15 protein-coding genes are annotated in these 14,675 nt (G+C 54.6%); 9 read left to right on the top strand and 6 right to left on the bottom strand.

Annotation, left to right across the window (positions count from 1 at the left end; all coding sequences use genetic code 11):
- Positions 1-49 precede the first annotated feature (49 nt).
- Positions 50-817 carry a type III pantothenate kinase gene (locus CAFE_RS05445; protein ID WP_066645271.1) on the bottom strand — a complete coding sequence of 256 codons (768 nt, stop codon included), beginning with the start codon at positions 815-817 and terminating at the stop codon, positions 50-52.
- 173 nt (positions 818-990) lie between these two features.
- Between CAFE_RS05445 and CAFE_RS05440 the strand changes: the two genes are divergently transcribed.
- Entirely contained in the window at positions 991-1,890 is a 900-nt protein-coding gene (locus CAFE_RS05440) for a hypothetical protein (protein WP_066645278.1), read from the top strand.
- Positions 1,891-1,896: 6 nt separating this feature from the next.
- Here the strand turns inward: CAFE_RS05440 and feoB are convergent, their stop codons facing one another.
- Genes feoB through CAFE_RS05425 form a run of 3 tightly spaced genes read right to left on the bottom strand, consistent with a single transcriptional unit; the run spans position 1,897 to position 4,841 of the window.
- Positions 1,897-3,738, bottom strand: coding sequence for a ferrous iron transport protein B (gene feoB / locus CAFE_RS05435; RefSeq protein ID WP_156990025.1), 1,842 nt, complete (start codon positions 3,736-3,738; stop codon positions 1,897-1,899).
- A 1-nt stretch (position 3,739) separates the two neighbouring features.
- Positions 3,740-4,261: a spore maturation protein gene (locus CAFE_RS05430; protein ID WP_139104062.1), complete on the bottom strand. Its 522-nt coding sequence runs from the start codon at positions 4,259-4,261 to the stop codon at positions 3,740-3,742.
- A complete protein-coding gene (locus CAFE_RS05425) occupies positions 4,254-4,841 on the bottom strand; it encodes a nucleoside recognition domain-containing protein (RefSeq protein ID WP_321173051.1) in 588 nt (195 codons plus the stop codon). Before CAFE_RS05425 ends, CAFE_RS05430 begins: the two co-directional genes overlap by 8 nt.
- A 173-nt stretch (positions 4,842-5,014) precedes the next feature.
- Here CAFE_RS05425 and CAFE_RS05420 point away from each other — a divergent pair, with 173 nt between their 5' ends.
- Complete coding sequence (locus CAFE_RS05420; protein WP_066645282.1) at positions 5,015-5,290, top strand: AbrB/MazE/SpoVT family DNA-binding domain-containing protein; 276 nt, start codon at positions 5,015-5,017, stop codon at positions 5,288-5,290.
- Positions 5,268-5,843 carry an HD domain-containing protein gene (locus CAFE_RS05415; RefSeq protein WP_233452722.1) on the top strand — a complete coding sequence of 192 codons (576 nt, stop codon included), beginning with the start codon at positions 5,268-5,270 and terminating at the stop codon, positions 5,841-5,843. The genes CAFE_RS05420 and CAFE_RS05415 overlap by 23 nt, the downstream gene beginning before the upstream one ends.
- A gap of 78 nt (positions 5,844-5,921) precedes the next feature.
- On the opposite strand, the gene CAFE_RS05410 is transcribed toward CAFE_RS05415, so the two are convergent.
- Together CAFE_RS05410 and CAFE_RS05405 are read right to left on the bottom strand one after the other, a co-directional pair.
- On the bottom strand, positions 5,922-6,455 hold the full coding sequence (locus CAFE_RS05410; protein WP_156990024.1) for a cysteine hydrolase family protein: 534 nt from the start codon (positions 6,453-6,455) through the stop codon (positions 5,922-5,924).
- 47 nt (positions 6,456-6,502) lie between these two features.
- Positions 6,503-7,681, bottom strand: a complete 1,179-nt coding sequence (locus tag CAFE_RS05405) for a DegT/DnrJ/EryC1/StrS family aminotransferase (protein WP_233452721.1) — start codon at positions 7,679-7,681, stop codon at positions 6,503-6,505.
- A gap of 295 nt (positions 7,682-7,976) precedes the next feature.
- Between CAFE_RS05405 and CAFE_RS05400 the strand changes: the two genes are divergently transcribed.
- From CAFE_RS05400 to CAFE_RS05375, 6 genes are all read left to right on the top strand, one after another.
- The gene (locus CAFE_RS05400; protein WP_066645303.1) at positions 7,977-8,558 is read left to right on the top strand and encodes an acyltransferase; all 582 of its coding nucleotides are present in this window, start codon (positions 7,977-7,979) and stop codon (positions 8,556-8,558) included.
- Positions 8,558-9,685 carry a DegT/DnrJ/EryC1/StrS family aminotransferase gene (locus CAFE_RS05395; protein WP_156990022.1) on the top strand — a complete coding sequence of 376 codons (1,128 nt, stop codon included), beginning with the start codon at positions 8,558-8,560 and terminating at the stop codon, positions 9,683-9,685. Before CAFE_RS05400 ends, CAFE_RS05395 begins: the two co-directional genes overlap by 1 nt.
- Before the next feature lie 22 nt (positions 9,686-9,707).
- Positions 9,708-11,027, top strand: coding sequence for a nucleotide sugar dehydrogenase (locus CAFE_RS05390; RefSeq protein ID WP_156990021.1), 1,320 nt, complete (start codon positions 9,708-9,710; stop codon positions 11,025-11,027).
- A 199-nt stretch (positions 11,028-11,226) separates the two neighbouring features.
- Positions 11,227-12,327: a Gfo/Idh/MocA family protein gene (locus tag CAFE_RS05385; RefSeq protein WP_066645293.1), complete on the top strand. Its 1,101-nt coding sequence runs from the start codon at positions 11,227-11,229 to the stop codon at positions 12,325-12,327.
- 12 nt (positions 12,328-12,339) lie between these two features.
- On the top strand, positions 12,340-13,431 hold the full coding sequence (gene wecB / locus CAFE_RS05380) for a non-hydrolyzing UDP-N-acetylglucosamine 2-epimerase (RefSeq protein WP_066645295.1): 1,092 nt from the start codon (positions 12,340-12,342) through the stop codon (positions 13,429-13,431).
- Positions 13,428-14,672 carry a glycosyltransferase family 4 protein gene (locus tag CAFE_RS05375; RefSeq protein WP_066645296.1) on the top strand — a complete coding sequence of 415 codons (1,245 nt, stop codon included), beginning with the start codon at positions 13,428-13,430 and terminating at the stop codon, positions 14,670-14,672. The genes wecB and CAFE_RS05375 overlap by 4 nt, the downstream gene beginning before the upstream one ends.
- Positions 14,673-14,675 lie beyond the last annotated feature (3 nt).

Below are 14,675 nucleotides of genomic sequence, written 5' to 3'. Positions count from 1 at the left end.
TCCAGACTTAGGGAACGGCGGCTTTTTCGTGATTAATCAGGTACTTTGTTTACGGTTTGTTTTTCTCATAAAGAATCCGCAGGCCCTCCAGAAGAAGCGTGTCGCAATAGACGATATCGCGTTCACATTGTTGAATAACTTCCTTGGATAAACCGCCTGTGGCCACAATGCGGCATTTTTTGCCGAGTTCCTTTTCCATGTGGGCGCACATGCCGTCGATCATGCAGGCGGTTCCGTTAATCAGGCCGGAGCGCATACATTCGGCGGTGCTCCCGCCGATAAAGTGCTTGGGAGCCTCCAGGCTGACGGAGGGAAGCTGGGCGGTGCGGTTCGTCAGCGCGTCCAGCGAAATTCCGACCCCGGGGGCAATCGCCCCGCCAAGCATCCGACGGTTTTCGTCCAGAACGACAAATGTCGTGGCCGTTCCCATGTCAAGAATAATGCAGGGGCCTTGAAACAGCTCCGCGGCTGCCACGCAGCCGACGATCAGGTCCGCGCCCACAGCTTCGGAGTTATTGAGGTCGATGAATATGTCTGTTTTGGTTTCAGGCCCCACGCAGAACGGCTCCGTTCCGGTCAGGCGGCGAATCGCCCGTTTCAGGTAAAGATTGACGGACGGAACGACCGAGCTGATTGCCGTCCCCTCAATCTGCCGGAAGGAAACGCCGTGGATATCCAGAATTTCTTTCAGTTCGATTGCGTACTGATCTTCCATCCTCATGCGGTCCGTCGCCATGCGCGAAACAAAAAGCAGCTTTGTGCCCTCGTAAACACCCAAAGTGATATTTGTGTTGCCGATGTCCAGAACCAGAATCATTCGAAATCCGCTCCCGCCGTGGAAACAGGGATTTCCCCGCTTCCGTTTTATCAAATACAGTTATTATAGCAAAGAGAGTTTTAGAATTCAATGCACAAAATAAAAAGAAATTAATTGGTTTTTTTTCATATCCTGATTTATAATACAAAAAGGATGCAGTGAGGAGGGATACGATGGAGAACACAGTTTACCCTGGGCGAAAGCGTATGCGCGGCGACCGCCATGACTCGTTCCGAATCCGGAAGGACGACCCTTTTTTCTCGGTGGTTCCCCATTTGATGCGGAACAGAACGGGAAGCATGGTCTTTTTTGAAGAAAAAATCGAGATCACCCATTTGGAGCAGTTCGTCAGGCGGATGCGCAGGGAAACCGGCATGACGGACCTGAGCACTCTTCATGTCGTCATGGCGGCGGCGGTGCGCCTGATCGCTCTTCATCCGGGTCTGAACCGTTATGTTTCCGGCAGAAAACTCTATGCCAGAAACCATATCGCCCTCTCCATCGCGGTGAAAAATACGATGAGTGAAACCGGTCAGGACACAACGCTGAAAACGTTGTTTTCTCCGACTGATTCACTGGAGGATATCTGGAAAAAGCTCCACGACGGGATCGCGGCGGTCAAGAATTCCGCGCAGAACAACGGCGCATACCGAACTGCGGAAATTTTAAGGCGCCTGCCCGTGTGTTTGCTGCGCTTTGTTGTGTTTGTGCTTTGGCATATGGATGAGGCCGGCCTGATGCCGGAAGCGATTCACCGCGTTTCTCCTTTCCACACAAGCGCCTTTGTTGTGGATATCGGTTCCACCGGAATCGGTTCCGTCTATCACCATCTCTATGATTTCGGGACCTGCCCGATTTTTATCTCCGTCGGAAAAAAGGAAACCACGTTCCGAATGAGCCGCCATGGCATAGCGAGACCCGTCAAAACGATTAATTTCCGCTTTGTCGTGGACGAGCGTATCTGCGACGGTTACTATTATGCCAGAGCAATGCGCCACTTCCGACGGATTCTGAAAAACCCGGACGTGTTGCTGACGTCACTTCCGTCGGCGGTGCCGGACCCCTGGCTTTAGCAGACGCTACGAAAACAGCCTTTGAAACAGCAGGGAGAGCTGATAGAACAGCGCGGAAACATACCACGCCGTGGCAAACTGATAGACGGCGCTGAACAGCGCGAACCGAAGTCCCGTTTCCCGGCGGATCGCGGCGAGCGCGGCGGAGCAGGGGGTATACAGAAGAATGAAGATCAGGTAGGAGCAGGCGCTGACCGGGCTGAACAGTTCCCGCAGGCCGGCGGCGGGGTTTCCAGCGCAAAGGACGCCGTAGGCCCCCACGATCGCTTCCTTTGCGACGAGTCCGGTCAGGAGCGCGACGGTTTGACGCCATCCCCCGAATCCGCACAGAGTAAAAATCGGGGCCACTGCCTGCCCCGCCGCCGACAGAAGGCTGCGGGAGCTGTCGGCGGTCATATGGAACTCCGTCGAGAGGGACTGAAGCAGCCAGATCAGCACGGTCGCAAAAAAGACAGTCGTTCCCGCGCGCTGAAGAAAATCCCGAACCCGTCTGCCGACATGTTTCCGGATGTTGTCCAGGGTTGGCAGGCGGTAATCCGGCAGTTCCATTAAAAATGGGGCCGGTTCCCCGCGCAGCACGGTGCTTTTGAGAAAGACCGCTGAAAAGAGCCCCATCAGCACGCCGAGCAGATAGATCAGAAACATGGCGAGCGGCTGGCGCTGTGCGAAGAAGACCCCCAGGAACAGGGTGTAAACCGGCATTTTCGCGCTGCATGATAGAAAGGGGGTAATCAGGACGGTCAGACGCCTGTCCTTTTCGCTTTCCAGAATCCGCGTTCCCATGACGGCCGGAACCGTGCATCCGAAGCCCATCAGAAGCGGCACGAAAGAGCGGCCGGAGAGGCCGATTTTTCTCATGGGGGCGTCCATGATGAACGCGGCGCGCGCCATGTAGCCGCTGTCCTCCAGGAAAGAAAGCAGAAGGAACAGAAGAACAATCTGCGGCAGGAATTTCAGCACCGCGCCGACGCCCGCGAGGACTCCGTCCAGTATCAGGCTCTTGATCCAGACGGACGCGCCGCGGGCTGAAAGAAAAGCGTTCAGCGCGCATGCCGCGGAATGAATCAGAAGCTCCATTGCGGAGATCATCGCGTTGCCGACGGAACCGAAGGTCAGCGCAAAAATTGCGAGAACAATCAAAAGAAACAGCGGAATGGAACAGTACCGGTTTGTGGCGATCCGGTCAATTCGTTCTGTTACCGTATGCGTGCTTTCCCCGCCCGTAACGGCTCTGGAGGCGATGGTATGAATATAGCGGTAACGCGCCTGTGCCGCGTCCAGATCCGGATCGCCGCCGCCTGCCGCGTCATCTGCGAGCCGGAGCGGCGTTCGCGGCTCGCCCAGGGCCGCGAACGCCGTTTGAAGCAGGGTGTCGATCCCGATTCCATGCGTCGCGCAGACCGGGACGACCGGAATTCCCAGAAGAACGGAAAGCAGGCGGCAGTTTACTTTCCCTCCGCGCCGGTTGAGCGCGTCCGTCATGCTGAGGACCGCTACGACGGGAATTCCCAGCTCCAGCAGCTGGGTGGTCAGGTAGAGACCCCGTTCCAGACAGGTAGCGTCTATCACATTCAGAATCAGGTCCGGTTTTTCACGGTGTAAAAAATCGCCCGCAAGGGCCTCTTCCGGCGTATAGGGAATCAGCGAATAAACGCCGGGAAGATCGACAATGCGGGCCTTGCCGCCGTTCCAGCGGGCAAATCCGCTTTTCTTTTCAACCGTTACCCCCGGCCAGTTGCCGACGGTCGCGCTCGACCCGGTCAGCCGGTTAAACAGCGTCGTTTTTCCGCAGTTGGGGTTTCCCGCAAGGGCATAAACCGGGACGGTTTTCCAAATCTGTTGTTTCATATTAAGTAAAAAACAGCCGCACCGCCAAAGCCGAAACAATACAGACGGTCAGGTCGGCCGTCAGCGCGGCGGGTATGGTGTGGCGGGTCTTCTTGATTCCGACAGCCCCGAAATAAACGGCGATCGCGTAAAACGTCGTTTCGGTTGAGCCGGACATCACGGAAGCGACACGACCGACGAAGCTGTCTGGCCCGCAGTCGTAAAAAATCTGAGTCAGGACGGCGGTGGAACCGCTGCCGGAAACCGGACGGATCAGCGCGAGCGGCATCGCCTGCTTCGGCAGGCCGATCAGACTGGCGACAGGGGCCAAAAAGGAAGAAAGAAGGTCCAGAGCGCCGGACGCGCTGAGCATGGAGACGGCCATAATCAGGCCGATCAGCGACGGGAGAATCGAGACCGTGGAGCGCAGGCCCTCTTTGGCGCCGGCGACAAACGTATCGAAAACCGGAACCTTGCGAAGAAATCCGAACAGGACAATGCAAAGAACAACGGCCGGCATGACGAAAACTCCAAGCTTATCCACGGAGAAGGCCCTCCATCAGTTTCGCCGCGGTCAGGCCGACGATGACGGAGCAGACGGAAGTTACCCAAACCGCGGGCAGAATCTCGAACGGAGCGGCGGAACCGTACTGAGCCCTTAAAATTCCAAGAGTTGTGGGAATCAGCTGAATGGAGGCCGTGTTCAGAACAACAAAGGTTACCATGGAATTGTCCGCGGTCTGCGTCGGGTTGTTTTTTTTCAGTTCCTGCATGGCGGCGATGCCGAGGGGAGTGGCGGCGTTGCCTAAACCGAGCAGATTTGCGGTGATGTTCATGCACATCGCCTTCACGGCGGGACCGCCCGGCTTGCATTCCGGGAACAGGCGGCGCATCAGCGGATTCAGCGCTTTGGCAAGAAGCAGCGTCAGTCCGCCTTCGTCTGCGATTTTCATCAGCCCGGTCCAGGCGCACATCATTCCGGTCATCGACAAAACCAACGTCACCGCGCCGGAAGCGCCGCTTAACACAGCGTTTGAAAGCGGCTCCATCCTGCCGGTGACGGCGGCGCAGAAAACGCTGAACAGGATCATTCCCGCCCAAATGTAATTTAACAGTTTGTTCATCCCCTTTTTGGAAATTAACTGTATAATTACTATTCGTGACTAAAATTCAATATTATTGATTATGTTAAAAGTTTTTCACATTTTAAGTGTAACCGATTGACAAATATGGAAAATTATACTATAATCGATCCGATCAGAAAAAAGAGCCTTTTTGGTGAAAGGAAGTACTTTTATTGAAATCAACAGGAATTGTAAGAAAAGTTGATGAACTTGGTCGCATTGTATTGCCGAAGGAGTTGAGAGTGACCCTAAATATAAATGAAAAGGATCCTCTCGAAATATTCGTTGATGAAGACAATCGGATTGTTCTTCAAAAATACGAACCGGCATGCGTCTTCTGCAATGGAATGAACGGCATCATCAATTTCGGGGGCCACAATATCTGTCGCGACTGCCTTGAAAAGCTGGCGGAAAAAGCGGCGGAAAATGCGAAGGAAGAGAGAAAATAAGCCGATCTTGCCCGCCGGCGCCGTTGCCGGCAATTTTTATTGCCTGCTCTTACATAAAGAAGAGGCGAAGCAGAATATGCGGCTAACCCAAAATGAAAAAATTTATTTCAGCGAATGCGTGTCCGATTTGATGGATTCGGACCAGGTGCGGCGGATGAACCGATTTATCCAGCACGCGGACGTTTCCTGTCTGGACCACTGCATTTCCGTTGCCCGCACAAGCCTTTGGCTGAGCAGGCTGCTGAGAATTTCCGTTGACCGCAGGAGCATGATCCGCGGCGCTTTACTGCACGATTTTTTTCTGTACGACTGGCATGAAAAGAGCGACAGAAAAGGTCTGCACGGCTTTACGCATCCCAGAACGGCTCTGGAGAATGCACAGCGTGAGTTTGTGCTGAACGACCGGGAAAAGGATATTATTCTTCGGCACATGTGGCCGCTGACTCCGGTTCCGCCAAGGTACCGGGAAGGCTTTATTGTAAGCTTTTCCGATAAATATTGCTCCGTACTGGAAACGCTTCGATTTTACAAATCTGGCCGGACGTTGGATTAGCAAGACAGCAAAAAGGGTTTTCCCGCCGGGAAAACCCTTTTTTATGTAATCCAGGCTTGGTCTGCCGGGAAGAAAAGCTCAGGCTGAGATCAATTTTGCCAGATCTTTGAAAGGAATAACGGATGCAAAACGTCGGTCCCAAATCCGGCCGGAATAAAATTCGCACAGCTCGGCGGCGCGCATCGGTCCGTTGTCAAAGGTGGTGAAGGTTCCTTCCGGAATCAAAACACGGAATCCGAGTTCAAACGCCGTCTTGCAGGTGGAATCAATGCAGTATTCGGTCTGCATCCCCACAAGAATGATCTCCCGGATTCCTTTTTGGGTCAGATAATCCTTTAAACCTGTCTTGAGGAATGCGCTGTTATATGTTTTTGTAAAGATCTTTTCATCACTTTGGGGAGAAATCCGCGCGCAGATTTCAAATCCTCCCGTACCCGGTTCCAACTCGCTGCCTTTTCCGCCGTCGTGCCGAACGTAGATAACCTCCACGTCATTCTCTCTGCAAACGGGAATGAGAGCTTCTATGTCTTTCAAAACCTGTTCTCCCTGATAAGGGCCTTCATCCATCAGCCCATTCTGAACATCCACCACAAGCAAAGCCGTGTTTTTCATGTGACGCCTCCGTATTAAAAATCGGAGCGGTTTCCCGCTCCGATTTCCTATTTATGATAAGTCTCCACAATATTGCGAACGGCTTCAACCACGTAATCGGACTGCTTGTCTGAGAGCGTCGGGTACAGCGGCAGTGAAATGATGCGTTCGAAGTGCTTTTCGGTATTCGGAAAATCTCCCTTTTGGAACCCAAACCGCCCGGTGTAGGCACTCATGTTGGTAACCGGGATAAAATGGACGCTGGTGCCCACGTTGCGTTCGTTCAGCTCGACAATGAAGCGGTCCCGGTCAATGGTGAGCTTGTCCGGAACGATCCGCAGGACATACAGATGCCAGGAGTGCGTTGCATAATCCGGGACAAGCGGCGGCTCCACCGCGTCGATTTTTGAAAATTCACGTTGGTATTTTTCCGCGATCGCGATGCGCTTCGCCTGCATTTCCTGAATGCGGGAAAGCTGAATCAGACCAAGCGCGGCCTGAATATCAAACATATTGTATTTGAATCCGGGCTCGCAGATGTCGTACTGCCACGTGCCGCCTTTCGCGTAACGGTTCCAGGCGTTGCGGCTCATGCCCTGCCCGGCCCAGATGCGCGCTTTCGCGTCGATTTCATCGTCATCCGTCACGAGCATGCCGCCCTCGCCGGTCGTCAGGTTCTTCGTCGCGTAGAAGCTGTAGGAAGCAGCTCCTTTCAAGCCGTTTCCGATCAGCCGGCCCTTGTAGCGGCTTTCAAACGCGTGCGCGGCGTCCTCCGAAACGAACAGGCCGTATTTATCCGCAATCTCATAAATGCGGTCCAGGTCGCACACCTGTCCGCTGTAATGGACCGGCACGACGGCTTTCGTCTTTTTCGTTACTTTCTTTTCAATTTCGTCCGGGTCGATGCAGCCGGTGCTGTAATCAATATCCGCGAAAACCGGCGTTGCGCCGCAGTGGATAATGGTGTTCGCGGTGGATGCGAACGTCATCGGAGTCGTAATGACTTCGTCGCCCGGTCCGATTCCCGCGGAAAGCAGCGCCACGTGGAGCGCCGCCGTGCAGGAATTCATGGCGATCGCGTGCTTTGCGCCCAGATAGCCGGCGAATTCCTGCTCGAACTTTACGGTGCGCGGGCCTTTTGCAACCCACAGGGATTTGAGGGTTTCTTCCACTTCCCTGATTTCCGCTTCGGTCAGATCGGGAAGGTTATATGGGATAAATGTTTCTCGTTTTTGAAAATTCTTCATACTGTGTCCTTTCATTTTCCCTGTTATTTTTTCTCGGAAATTGGTTTATCATGCCGGGAAACTCAAAAGATATAAATAAATATAGTACCATTAACCGATAAAGTCAATCAAAAACAGATTCCCGGTCTGCGGTGATTGACTACGGGGCCGCTTGGGGCTATAATATACGGGTTAAGGCGGCATGCCGCCGCCGACACGCCCCGCCGGACGCAACAAACGAACCGAAAACAGGTTTTGGCGGGGAAGAAAGAGAAAATTCCCGGCTGTATTTAATAATAGAAACGGTGGCTTTTCTGTGAAAGAATCTGACAACTATTTCGCTCACCCGAGTGCTTGTGTGGATGAGGGGGCCGAAATCGGAGAGGGGACAAAAATCTGGCATTTCTGTCACATCAGCGCGGGCTGTTCTGTCGGCAGCGGATGTACGATCGGTCAAAATGTGTTTGTCGCCCCGGGCGTCAAAATCGGAGACAACTGCAAAATCCAGAACAACGTGTCCGTATATGAGGGCGTGGAGCTTGGAGATTACGTTTTCTGCGGGCCGTCCATGGTGTTTACCAACGTGCAGCGGCCACGCTGCTGCTATCCGCAGCGGGGAGCGCAGTTTTACGCGAAAACCCCCGTGGGGGACGGCGCCAGCATCGGAGCGAACGCGACGATTGTCTGCGGGCACCGGATCGGCAGAAATTCTTTTATTGCCGCGGGAAGCGTCGTGACAAAGGACGTGCCGGACCACGCGATCATGATGGGATGTCCTGCCCGCCGGAGCGGATGGGCCTGCGAGTGCGGCGAAAAGCTGAACGAAGAGCTTGTGTGCCCCAAATGCGGCAGAAAATATGTGCAGGGCGAAAACGGCCTGAAGGAGGTACAAAAATAATGCAGAAGCTTGCGTTTAACGACCTTGGCGCTCAGTATCGCCAGTTAAAGGAAGAGATCGATGCCGGGATTGCCGGAGTCATTGAAAGCTCCCATTTCATTTCCGGCCCGCAGGTGGAGCAGCTGGAACAGGAGCTTGCCGCCTATGTCGGCAGGAAATACTGCGTTTCGGTCGGCAGCGGCACGGATGCCCTTTTGATGCCGCTGATGGCGGAAAAAATCGGTTCCGGCGACGCGGTGTTTGTTCCGGCGTTTACCTTTTTTGCAACGGCGGAGGTTGTCAGTCTGTGCGGCGCAACTCCCGTGTTCTGCGATTCCGACCCGGATACGTTTAATCTGAGCCCCGAATCGCTGGAAACTCAGATCGAAAAAACGCTTGCCGCCGGAAAGCTGAAGCCGAAAGCTGTCATTGCGGTCGACTTGTTCGGACAGCCGGCGGATTTTCCTGCGCTTCAGAAAATCTGCGACCGGTACGGCCTGATCCTGATGGAAGACGCCGCGCAGGGCTTTGGCGGCGCAATCGGTGAAAAAAAGGCCTGTTCGTTTGGAAAATACGCGGGAACCAGCTTCTTCCCCGCGAAGGCCCTGGGCTGCTACGGAGACGGCGGAGCGATCTTTACAGACGACGAACAGGACTACCGGCTTCTTTTGTCCCTGCGCGTGCATGGAAAGGGAAGCTTTAAATATGAGAACGTGCGCCTGGGGCTGAATGCCAGACTCGACACCCTTCAGGCCGCGATTCTTTTGCCGAAGCTGCACGCGTTCGACGAGGAAAACGCACACCGCAGACGCGCGGCGGCCCGATACGCCGAACTCCTTGGCGACCGGTTCCGCGTTCCCGTTGTCAAAGAGGGATTCTCTTCCGGTTTTGGATATTATACGCTGAAGGCGGAAAACCTGAAAGAAAGAACGAAAATTCTCGACGGCCTGAAAGCGGCGGGAATCCCGGCGATGGTCTACTATCCAAAGCCGCTCCATCTGCAAAAGGTGTACGAGCCGCTGGGGTACCGGCCGGGCGATCTGCCGAACGCGGAACATCTCTGCGATACGGTTTTCAGCCTGCCGATGCACGGATATATCACGGAGGAAGAGATTGCCATGGTTTGCACGGCGCTCAAAAATCTTTAAATGCTGAAGCGAGGAAAGTAAAATGTCGAATTTAAAAATGGGACTGCTGGATAAAATAGAAAAGAAAACGGCCGTAGTCGGCATTGTCGGCCTCGGTTACGTCGGGCTGCCGCTTGCTGTGGAATTTGCAAAAGCGGGTTACCGGACGATAGGCTTCGACGTTCAGGCTAAAAAGGTGGAATCCGTGAACGCCGGGCATAATTATATCGGCGATATTGTAGGAGATACGCTGAAAGAGATGGTGGAAAACGGCAGGCTTTCCGCGACCTCCGACTTTTCGTTCATTCAGGGAGTGGACGCCGTCGCGATCTGCGTGCCGACCCCGCTCGATAAATATCAGCAGCCGGATATCAGCTATGTAAAGGGGTCCGCCGAATCCGTCGCGAAATTTGCGCACAGCGGCATGGTGGTCATTCTGGAGTCCACCACATATCCGGGAACAACGGAAGAGCTTCTAAAGCCGATTTTTGAAGAAAACGGGCTCACCTGCGGCGAGGATTTCTACCTTGCGTTTTCGCCCGAACGAGTCGATCCCGGCAACAAGCAGTATAAGACAAAAAATACGCCGAAAGTGGTCGGCGGTGTAGGCTCCGATTCCACAACGGTCGCGGCCGCGCTGTACCGCAGCGTTCTTGCCGGCGGCGTTTATGAAGTTTCCTGCCCGGCGGTCGCAGAAATGGAAAAGCTGCTGGAAAACACCTACCGCAACATCAACATCGGTCTGGTCAACGAAATGGCAATCATCTGCCACCGCATGGGAATCAACGTCTGGGAAGTGATTGAAGCCGCGAAGACAAAGCCCTACGGTTTTCAGGCGTTTTACCCGGGCCCCGGCCTTGGCGGGCACTGTATCCCGCTTGATCCGTTTTACCTGACCTGGAAAGCCCGCGAGTTCGATTATCACACCCGGCTGATTGAAACCTCCGGCGAAATCAACACGGGCATGCCGGAATATGTGGTTCAGCGCGCAATGGAGGTTCTGAACCGCGACGAAAAGGCGATGAACGGCGCGAAGGTGCTGGTTCTGGGCGTTGCCTATAAATCCGACATCGACGATTACCGTGAGAGCCCGGCGCTCAACGTGATTGACCTTCTGATTGCGAAAGGGGCCGACGTAACGTTTTTCGACCCGTATATACCGCAGTACCGCCACAAGGGGAAAGTGCACGACGGTGCGAAAGAATTGACGGACGATATGCTTCGCGGAGCAGACTTGGTGCTTCTGTGCACGGCCCACTCGTGTTTTGACTATCAAAAGATTCAGGCGCTTTCCAAAGAAGTGTTCGATACCCGCAACGCGATGAAGGACATTGAGGACCGCTCAAACATCGAACTGCTGTAACTCCAATCCCCCCGTTTTCCGGCGAAAGCGGGGGATTTTTCGGGCAGGCAGAGCCTGCTTCGGCCCGCCGGCCGGAATGCGAAAAAAATCAGCCGCGCCGGGCGGGACGGTACGGGGGCCCCGCTGGCGAAGCCTGTTTTTGCCGGACCGGCGACTGAAGTAACACAGGATATCAATGAAAAGAACAGGTGGATGAATCATGAAAAAATACCGTTTTATGCTGATCGGCTGCGGCCGAATCTCCAAAAATCATATTGCCGCGGCGGCGGCTAACCGGGACATCATGGAGCTTGTCGCCGTCTGCGACCCGATGACCGAAAAGGCGGAGCAGAAGGCGGACGACTGCAGAAACGCGGCGGGATATCGCCCCAAAGTATATGGGGATTACCAGAAAGCTTTAGCCGAACTGGAAATCGACTGCTGCTCCGTTGCGACCGAAAGCGGTTATCACGCGGAGATCGCGCTTGACTGCATCCGCGCGGGCAAGAACGTGCTGGTGGAAAAACCGATGGCTCTTTCCACAAAAGACGCTGAGCAAATGCTCAGCGAAGCGAAGGCGCATGGGGTGACGGTCGGTGTCTGTCACCAGAACCGTTTTAACGCTCCTGTTCAGGAACTGCACAGGGCGCTGAACGACGGCCGATTCGGCAAGCTCGTCAGCGGTACGGCGCGGATTCTGTGGAACCGCTCGATGCCTTATTACGAGCAGGCGCCATGGCGCGGAACCTGGGCGCAGGACGGCGGCACCCTGATGAATCAGTGCATTCACGGCATTGACCTGCTTCAGTGGAGCCTGGGCGGCGAACCGGAGACCATTATGGCGATGACCGGGAATTATCTGCGTGACATTCAGGCGGAGGATTTCGGCGCAATTCTGATCCGCTTTAAAAACGGCGCGGTCGGCATTGTGGAAGGAACCGCCTGCGTCTATCCGAAGAATCTGGAAGAGACGCTTTCCGTATTCGGCGAGACCGGCGCCGCCGTGATCGGCGGCCTCGCGGTCAACCGCATCCAGACCTGGAATTTTTCTTCTCCCGCCGCGCAGGATTCCGAAGTGGAAAAACTGGCGGGAACCGACCCGAAGGATGTTTACGGAAGCGGCCATAACGCGCTTTATCAAAACTATATTGAAGCGATTGACAGCCACACCGAACCGCTTGTCAGCGGAGCGGAGGGCATCAAGGGAATGAAAATTATTCTGGCAGCTTACAAATCGCAGAAAACAGGCCTGCCAGTCAAATTTGATGACCTTGAATTTTCCACGCTCGACATGACGCATGAAGACGTCCGCGTCAATTAAGGGGAGCCGATCATGAAACTGATAACCGTAGTCGGCGCGAGGCCGCAGTTTATCAAAGCCTCGGTTGTGTCAATGGCCCTTGCCCATGTCTGCGACGAGGTGATCGTGCATACCGGGCAGCACTACGACCGCAATATGTCCGACGTCTTTTTTGAAGAACTGAAGATTCCGAAGCCGGCCTATCATCTCGGCGTCGGAAGCGGCACGCACGGAAAGCAGACCGGCGAAATGCTGATCAAAATCGAAGAGGTGCTGCAGAAGGAAACGCCGGATGCTCTGCTGGTTTACGGGGATACCAACTCCACCCTGGCGGGCGCGCTGGCCGCGGCAAAGCTGCACATTCCCGTCCTGCACGTGGAAGCGGGCCTGCGTTCCTTTAACCGCCGGATGCCCGAAGAGCTCAACCGTGTTTTAACGGATCATATCTCCGATTTGCTGTTTTGCCCGACGCAGACCGCCGTGCAAAACCTGAAAAACGAAGGGATCACGGCGGGCGTGCAAAACAGCGGCGACGTCATGCTGGATTCCGTTCTTCACTTTTCCAAACTCGCGGGTGAAAATCCGGAGAAAACGGCAATTTTTCAAAAGCTCGGCATTCAGCCGAAGCAATACCGTCTGGCTACGCTGCACCGCGCGGAAACCACGGACGGCGGACTTCCGGCGGTCGAACGCATTTTCCGCGCGTTTGAACGCCTTCCGCAGAAGGTTGTCATCCCGATTCATCCGCGCACCCGCAGCCTGGCGGAGAGCGCGATCGCGCAGTGCGGATTCCGGAATATCCAGCTGATCGACCCGGTCGGCTACCTCGAAATGCTTTTGCTGACTTCAAATGCCTGCCAGGTTTTAACCGATTCCGGCGGACTTCAAAAGGAAGCCTGGTTTCTCGAAATTCCCTGCGTCACCTTGCGCAGCGAAACCGAGTGGGTGGAGACGCTTGCCGGCAACTGGAATGTACTGTCCGCCCTGGAAACCGACGAAATTTACGACAAGGCGGTCAACACGAAAGTCGACCCCGCCGCGCGTTCCCAAATGCCGTTCGGCGACGGAAACGCCTCCGGCAAGATTGCGGCTGCACTGTTGCAAATGGGGGAGAACGTGAAGTGAATATCCTTTACATCAATCACTATGCCGGTTCCCGCCTGCACGGAATGGAGTTCCGCCCGTGGTTTATGGCAAAACGCTGGGTACAGGCGGGGCATACCGTTACCATTGCTGCCAGCTCCTATTCTCATCTGCGCACGAAGAATCCGGATCTGATGGCGAAAAAGTTTGAGGAGCAGACGCTCGATGGAATTCGCTATTTTTGGATTTCCGGCCCGGAATATCACGGAAACGGGATGGGCCGAATTAAAAATATGCTTTCGTTTCTCAGTGGACTATACCGCTACGGCTCAGAAATTGCCAAAACGGGCGCGCCGGATGCGGTGATCGCCTCTTCCACTTATCCACTTGATATATACCCGGCGTATCATATTGCTAAAAAATACGGAGCGTCATTAATTTATGAGGTGCACGATCTCTGGCCGCTCAGCCCGATCGAGTTGGGCGGCATCAGCCCGAAGCATCCCTATATCCGGGTGATGCAGGCGGCGGAGAACTTTTGCTACCGGCACAGCGATCGTGTTGTCTCGTTGCTTCCGAACGCGAAGGAACACATGGTGGAGCATGGGATGGCTCCTGAAAAGTTTGTCTATGTTCCGAACGGCATTGAGAAAGCGGACTGGGAAAAGCCGTTTGGGAATCCGCCGGTTTACAGCGAACAGCTTTCCAAATTCCATGAACAGGGAGAATTTTTGATCGGTTACGCCGGCGCTCACGGAATCGCGAACGCGCTTGACAGCTTTGTGGAAGCAGGGGAACGTCTGCACGGCAAAAAAATCAGGCTTCTCCCGGTGGGGCCAGGCCCGGAGCGGGAACGCTTGATTCAGAAAGCGAAGGATAAAAATCTGGAGGACGTGGTTACGTTCCTGCCGCCGGTCGGGCGCGGCCAGATTCCGGAGCTTTTAAGCCAGATGGACGCGCTTTATATCGGACTGCAGCGCCAGCCGCTGTTCCGGTTCGGCGTAAGCCCGAATAAGCTGATGGATTATATGATGGCGGGGAAGCCGGTCATCTTTGCAATCGACGCGCCGAATGACATGGTCGCCGAAGCCGGATGCGGTATTTCAATCCCGCCGGAAGACAGCGCGGCCATTGCAGAGGCCGCGGAGAAGTTGGCCTCCTGTTCCAAAGAGGATCTTGAAAAGATGGGGGAGCGCGGCCGGGAGTATATTCTGCGAAATAATGAATACGACGTTTTGTCTAAAAAATTTTTAGACGCGCTGCGGTGCGGCAAGAAAAAGTGAAAA

It is taken from the genome of Caproicibacter fermentans (assembly GCF_009746625.1).
Taxonomy (GTDB): domain Bacteria; phylum Bacillota; class Clostridia; order Oscillospirales; family Acutalibacteraceae; genus Caproicibacter; species Caproicibacter fermentans.
The sequence above is the reverse complement of the archived record's forward strand: the minus strand, read 5'-3'. Positions and strand labels throughout refer to the sequence as shown.

What these genes read in the sequence shown, in the direction of transcription:
- wecB (WP_066645295.1), top strand. Translation starts at nt 12,340, where the DNA reads ATGAAACTGATAACCGTAGTCGGCGCGAGGCCGCAGTTTATCAAAGCC.
- CAFE_RS05390 (WP_156990021.1), top strand. Translation starts at nt 9,708, where the DNA reads ATGTCGAATTTAAAAATGGGACTGCTGGATAAAATAGAAAAGAAAACG.
- CAFE_RS05405 (WP_233452721.1), bottom strand. Translation starts at nt 7,681, where the DNA reads ATGAAGAATTTTCAAAAACGAGAAACATTTATCCCATATAACCTTCCC.
- CAFE_RS05425 (WP_321173051.1), bottom strand. Translation starts at nt 4,841, where the DNA reads ATGAACAAACTGTTAAATTACATTTGGGCGGGAATGATCCTGTTCAGC.
- CAFE_RS05440 (WP_066645278.1), top strand. Translation starts at nt 991, where the DNA reads ATGGAGAACACAGTTTACCCTGGGCGAAAGCGTATGCGCGGCGACCGC.
- CAFE_RS05410 (WP_156990024.1), bottom strand. Translation starts at nt 6,455, where the DNA reads ATGAAAAACACGGCTTTGCTTGTGGTGGATGTTCAGAATGGGCTGATG.
- CAFE_RS05415 (WP_233452722.1), top strand. Translation starts at nt 5,268, where the DNA reads ATGCGAAGGAAGAGAGAAAATAAGCCGATCTTGCCCGCCGGCGCCGTT.
- CAFE_RS05385 (WP_066645293.1), top strand. Translation starts at nt 11,227, where the DNA reads ATGAAAAAATACCGTTTTATGCTGATCGGCTGCGGCCGAATCTCCAAA.
- CAFE_RS05445 (WP_066645271.1), bottom strand. Translation starts at nt 817, where the DNA reads ATGATTCTGGTTCTGGACATCGGCAACACAAATATCACTTTGGGTGTT.
- CAFE_RS05395 (WP_156990022.1), top strand. Translation starts at nt 8,558, where the DNA reads ATGCAGAAGCTTGCGTTTAACGACCTTGGCGCTCAGTATCGCCAGTTA.
- feoB (WP_156990025.1), bottom strand. Translation starts at nt 3,738, where the DNA reads ATGAAACAACAGATTTGGAAAACCGTCCCGGTTTATGCCCTTGCGGGA.